Source organism: Nocardioides alkalitolerans DSM 16699, from assembly GCF_000426525.1.
Classification (GTDB): Bacteria; Actinomycetota; Actinomycetes; order Propionibacteriales; family Nocardioidaceae; genus Nocardioides; species Nocardioides alkalitolerans.
This window is the reverse complement of record NZ_AUFN01000004.1, coordinates 1-4,778: the sequence shown is the minus strand read 5'-3', so window position 1 is coordinate 4,778 and position 4,778 is coordinate 1. Positions and strand designations below refer to the sequence as shown.

At 69.5% G+C, this 4,778-nt stretch carries 4 protein-coding genes; all 4 read right to left on the bottom strand.

Annotated features, from left to right (window positions below; all coding sequences use genetic code 11):
* Positions 1–255 precede the first annotated feature (255 nt).
* Positions 256–852 (bottom strand): hypothetical protein, encoded by a 597-nt coding sequence (locus K329_RS23665; RefSeq protein ID WP_052336208.1) that lies wholly within the window; start codon positions 850–852, stop codon positions 256–258.
* Between the two features lie 385 nt (positions 853–1,237).
* Entirely contained in the window at positions 1,238–1,690 is a 453-nt protein-coding gene (locus K329_RS29180) for a ParB family protein (protein ID WP_052336207.1), read from the bottom strand.
* A complete protein-coding gene (locus tag K329_RS0100670; RefSeq protein ID WP_028471551.1) occupies positions 1,687–2,604 on the bottom strand; it encodes a ParA family protein in 918 nt (305 codons plus the stop codon). Before K329_RS0100670 ends, K329_RS29180 begins: the two co-directional genes overlap by 4 nt.
* Before the next feature lie 339 nt (positions 2,605–2,943).
* Positions 2,944–4,671 (bottom strand): ParB/RepB/Spo0J family partition protein, encoded by a 1,728-nt coding sequence (locus K329_RS0100665; protein ID WP_028471550.1) that lies wholly within the window; start codon positions 4,669–4,671, stop codon positions 2,944–2,946.
* Positions 4,672–4,778: the final 107 nt, after the last annotated feature.

Sequence of the window (4,778 nt, the reverse complement as noted above, 5' to 3'; positions counted from 1 at the left end):
GGGCACGCGGCCCCCAGAATCAGTGGCCCGGGGAGGAGAAAACTTCCCCGTGCGGTGGGTAGCGCGAGCTCGCGAGCGCGGAGCACCGTGCGGGCACAGCTGGCGTCCGGGCCGTAGGACCGGCCGGTTCGAGGGCGCAGCCCGAGCGTGCGGACCAGTTGCTCACGATTACATCGAGGGTGATCGCCACGCGCATTCCCCGGATACGCACTGCGGGCGTGCCCGTTAGGGCACGCCCGCAGCGTCCGGTTTGGGTCAGGCCTTGGTCCACACCAGGCGGACGATCTCGTCGAGCACGTCGAACGCGATCGCCTTACGGAAGCCCGTTCCCGGGCCGTAGTCGGGTTCCATCGGGAGCCACGTGTCGAGCGTGTGGTCCTCGGGCACCCCGTACTCAGGGGCCTTGCTAACAATCCAGTCGCGCGCGCCCTTGAACGGCGCCGTCCAGTTGTTCAGCTTGCGCGTGGCGTTGTACTGGCCGAGGTCGTACAGCTCGGCGCGGGTGATGCGTCCCTGACCGAAGATGATCGCGTGGTCAAACGCCTGCAGCTGGACGTCCGCGCGCCCCCAGAGGTCCTCACGGAGTGCCTCCACCGCTGCAACGGTCCAGCCGAGGGTGTCGTCCTCCTGGAGGGCGGCGAGGGTCGAGGCGCGTACGGTCTCGAAGTTCACCCCAAACGCGTCCCGCGCGATCGTGGTCAGGCTCGGGAGAACCTCGACGTCGTAGTCGATCTCGTACTCGACGCTGGACGTGGCGCCCGCCCGTCTCTGCTCAACAAACTCCAGCACCGCGGCGACGTCGTTGGGTCCGAGCCCAGCAAGGTTCAGGACAAGGTTGTCGTGGTCACTCATTGTTGTCATCCTTCGCGTTGAGGTTGTCCCGCCGCCTCGTTCATCGCAAGTGTCTGGGCGGCGGGACATTCCGGCTTCTTTCGGGTGTTCCATGATGGAACGCCTCTACAATGAAGTATTAGACGACGTTGCACAACGTTCTCGCGATTAATTTTTGTGCGGCGCTGGCGCGCGTCAGCAGAAGCGGGCTCCGGGAGAAGGGCTGTGGCGGGCGCCCTGGGACGCGCAGAACGTCGCGGGCGCCCGCCACAGCGGGTGTTCGCGGTCTCGTGGGACTGACCGCGAGCGTGGTGTCACCTCTCCCCTGTTGGGATCGACCGACGCAGACGGTCAGTGGGGAGGTGGTGTCACCGGGTCTCAGGATGCCTGGGCGGCGGTGGTGTTGTCAGCCGAGTGGGCGTCCGGTCGGGAGTGGCTGGGTGGAGATCTCGTAGGAGGTTCCGGCGTTGTACAGGTGCTCGCGCCGCTCGACCTCTCGGCGTATGGCGTTCTCGATGAACTCCGACCACGAGCTCTCGCCCTCTTGCTGGGCGGTGGCCCGGTAGGCGGTGCGGGAGCGGCCGCGCAGCTCGTTGTCGAGGTAGATGGTGGCGCGCGTCTTCGCGGCCGCCGTCGTCGGAGTATCTGGGGTCGCCACGGCCGTGACCGCCGGCGGCGTCGACACGGAGTCCGTGTCGACCTGCTGGTCCGTCGACGGCCCCGCGGTCTGGCTGGTGGACGGCGCGGCGGCGGCCGGCTGCTCCGTGGTCTGGGGGCGGTTGCTTCGCCGGAGTCGTGAGAGGTCCTGCTCGCCACGACGCGGCGACAGTCCCTCGATGGACCTGCGGTTCTCGGTCATGCCTGGGCTCCCGTTCGGTCGGCCTCGGCGGCGGTGATGCGAGTGACGAGCTCTTGTGCGACGGCCTGGAGGTCGTCGGCCACGGAGCCGGCGCTGCGGGGCGCGAGGCCCTCGGCGCGCGCGCTGCCGGCGCGGATCTCGTACCACTTGGGTCCGTTGCTCACGCGCTCCTCGAGCTCGTGCACGAGCAAGCCCCTCTCGCGGGTGGCCTGCGCCGTGGCCTCGGAGTGCCGCACGGTCGCGGTGAAGGTGACGTCGCTGTCGCCACCGAAGAGGGCCGCGATCCCCTCGCGGGCCTCGCGGTGGATGGCCTTGCTGCCGCTGCCGGTAGCGACGAGCACGACGCCGAGGAGGTCGAGGGTGGGGTTGATGCTGACGACGCTGTCGAGTCGGCTGGCCACGGCGGTCAGGCCCTTGCGCGACGACTTGTCGGACTTGACCGGCACGAGCGCCCAGCGCGCGGCGGCGATCGACGCGGTCTGCAGGGTCTCGTCGCCGGGAGGGCAGTCGAGCAGGATCATGTCGTAGTCGCCGGCGATCGGGCGAAGAGCGTTCGCCAGGGCGAGCTTGGCGTCGTCGGGCGACTTGTTGGCCTTCACCGCGAGCGCGGCAGTGGCCTGGTCGAGCGCTGCTCCCCCGGGCAGCACGTCCAGGTTCTCCCGCACAGCGCGCACGGGCTCGAGCGCGCCCCCGAAGATCAGGCTCTTCGACAACGCGATGCCCTCGTCGTCACGCTCGTCACCGGTGTAGCCGAGGTCCTCGGCGAGGTTGCCCTGCGGGTCGAGGTCGACCAGGAGGACCCGGAAGCCGCTGGCGGCCAGCAAGCCCCCGATGTTGGCCACCAGGGTGGTCTTCAGTACGCCTCCCTTGCCGTTGATGACCGCGATGACGCGGTCCAGAACGCCGTCACTCATGTCGGACTCCTCAGGCTTGTGAACGGGGGGACGTCAACACTGCCAACACTGTCATTGCTGCTCTTGGCGGTAATGCTGTAAACGCGTCTTACAACAGTAACACCATCAACACTGGGAAGGACAGTAATACTGGTAACACCATCATTACTCGCAACGCTGCTAACAGCGTTAATGATGTCATTCGCGGCGGTTGTCATGGTGTGGCCGGTCCCGGGTGGGCCGACGTGGGAGCGGCAGCGCGGGTCGTGCCGGCTCGATGCCGGCGTGGTCCGCAAACCGCCCGCCGGGGGGCTCCGGCTCCCGCGGGGTGTGTGTCCCGGGGGAGCCGGAGTCGGTGGGTTAGGCGGTCTGGGCGCTGATGGTGAACTCCTCGACGTCGGAGAGGGTGTAGCCCCAGTCCTTGAGGGCGCGCAGGTAGCGGCCTGCTGTGTTGTTCTCGCCGTTCTGGCGCCAGGTGTGGCGTCCGGTGCTGGCCTCGATGAGCGCGAGGACCTGGATGAGCGTGATGACGACGCCTCGGTTGTCGCTCGCGGCGGCCGCGAGGCGTACCGGGGTGGTGTCGACGCCGTAGGTGGGGGCGTCGCTCGCGCCGAGCCAGGCGGCGGCGAGGTGGTTGCCCTCGACGTCTCCGAACAGGTGGCGGTCGAGGCAGATGGTGGTGCCGATGAACGCGCCGGCTCCCTTGGGCGGGGTCTTGCGGGTGGCCAGGTGGGTGGCGATCCAGTCGCGGCGCACGACCTGGGCGGCGTCCCACGCCTTGTTGTTCTCGATGACCAGGCGGCGCTGGGCGCGCTTGGCCTCGGCCTCGGCTTCGGCGGCATCGGCGCGCTGACGGGCAGCGTCGGCCGCGTCTTCCTCGGTGGGGGAGAGGCCCGACCCCGACGGGTCGCTGCTCCCGGTGTCGTCGAGGTTGGTGACACGGCCCCAGAGACGGACGTGACCGTTGGTGTGCCACTCGGTGCAGCCGTAGGTCACGTCCCAGCGGGCCACCTGCTCCGCGTCGTCCCACGCGGCGACGTGGGCGGCGATCTGGGCGGCGCTCTCCTCGGTGCCGTCGTCCTCGACCTCGACGTCCTCGTCCAACTCGTTGCCCTCGCTGTCGACCCACACGTAGGTCTCCTCGGCCCAGGCGACGTGGCCAGGGCACGAGCCGTGCGCGCTGGCGTAGTCGGCCGGGTCGGTGAGCGTCCCGGGGTCGGTGTGCGGGTCGAGGCGCAGCGCAGACAGCGGCTTGGTGGTGCCGTCCATCCACGACGGCGCATCGATCACGGTGATGCCCGACTCGGCGATGGGGGAGAGGACCGCGTCGCGGGCGGCCTGGCGGGCGCGGTCGTCGCGCAGCCGCTGGGCGACGTGGGCGAACTGACCGGTCTTGCACGCCGCGCGGAGCGCGGTGACGGCGTCGCTGTCGGTCTCGAACTCCGCGACGACGGCCAGCTGGTCGAGGGTCATGTCGTCCCAGCGAGCGGCCGCACCGCTGGCCCGGGCCGACTTGGTGACGCTCAGCGCGTTGTCGACGTCGCCGCGCTTGATCCGCGCGCGCTTGGCGATCTGGTTAGCGGAGAGTCCGAACGCCGCCAGTTGGCCCACGGCAGCGAGGTCGTCGGCCACGGTGAGCCCGGCACGGTGTGTGTTCTCGTCACGCTGCTCGATGACCCGGCTGATCCCGGTAGCGGCCTCTTCGTCGCCGGTGAGGTTGTCGGTGGTGCCCACCAGGTACACCGGAACGGTGTCGCGTCCGGCCTCGACGGCAGCGAGGGTCCGGCGGTGCCCGAACCGCACCACCAGGGCCTCGTCGTCCGAGCCGTCGGACCCGTCGCTGCTGTTCTGCTCGATCTTCGCGCCCACGTAGACGAGAGCGGTGATGGGCTCCAGCACGCCGACCTCGCGGATGGAGTCGATGAGGCCCTTGTCGGGCTGGGCGTCGCGGACGTTGCGGACCAGGTGCAGCACGTTCGGGGCGACGTGCACGATCGTCCCGACCTGCTCGGCCCAGCCGCTCGTCGTGGGGGCGTCCTGGCCGTCGTGGCTGGTGGTGTCGCTGTTCTGTGCGGTGTTGGTGGGCATGGTGGCCCCTTCCTGCGCCGGGGCCGGGTGGTGGGCTTCTGCGTTGCCGACCGTTTTTCGCCCTCCCCGGGCAGGTTCTGATGACGGGGGCCGGTGGAGTGCCCGGA

Bases quoted from the DNA above. Each gene is read 5' to 3' on its own strand.
- K329_RS29180 (WP_052336207.1), bottom strand. From the start codon at position 1,690: ATGACCGAGAACCGCAGGTCCATCGAGGGACTGTCGCCGCGTCGTGGC.
- K329_RS0100665 (WP_028471550.1), bottom strand. From the start codon at position 4,671: ATGCCCACCAACACCGCACAGAACAGCGACACCACCAGCCACGACGGC.
- K329_RS0100670 (WP_028471551.1), bottom strand. From the start codon at position 2,604: ATGAGTGACGGCGTTCTGGACCGCGTCATCGCGGTCATCAACGGCAAG.
- K329_RS23665 (WP_052336208.1), bottom strand. From the start codon at position 852: ATGAGTGACCACGACAACCTTGTCCTGAACCTTGCTGGGCTCGGACCC.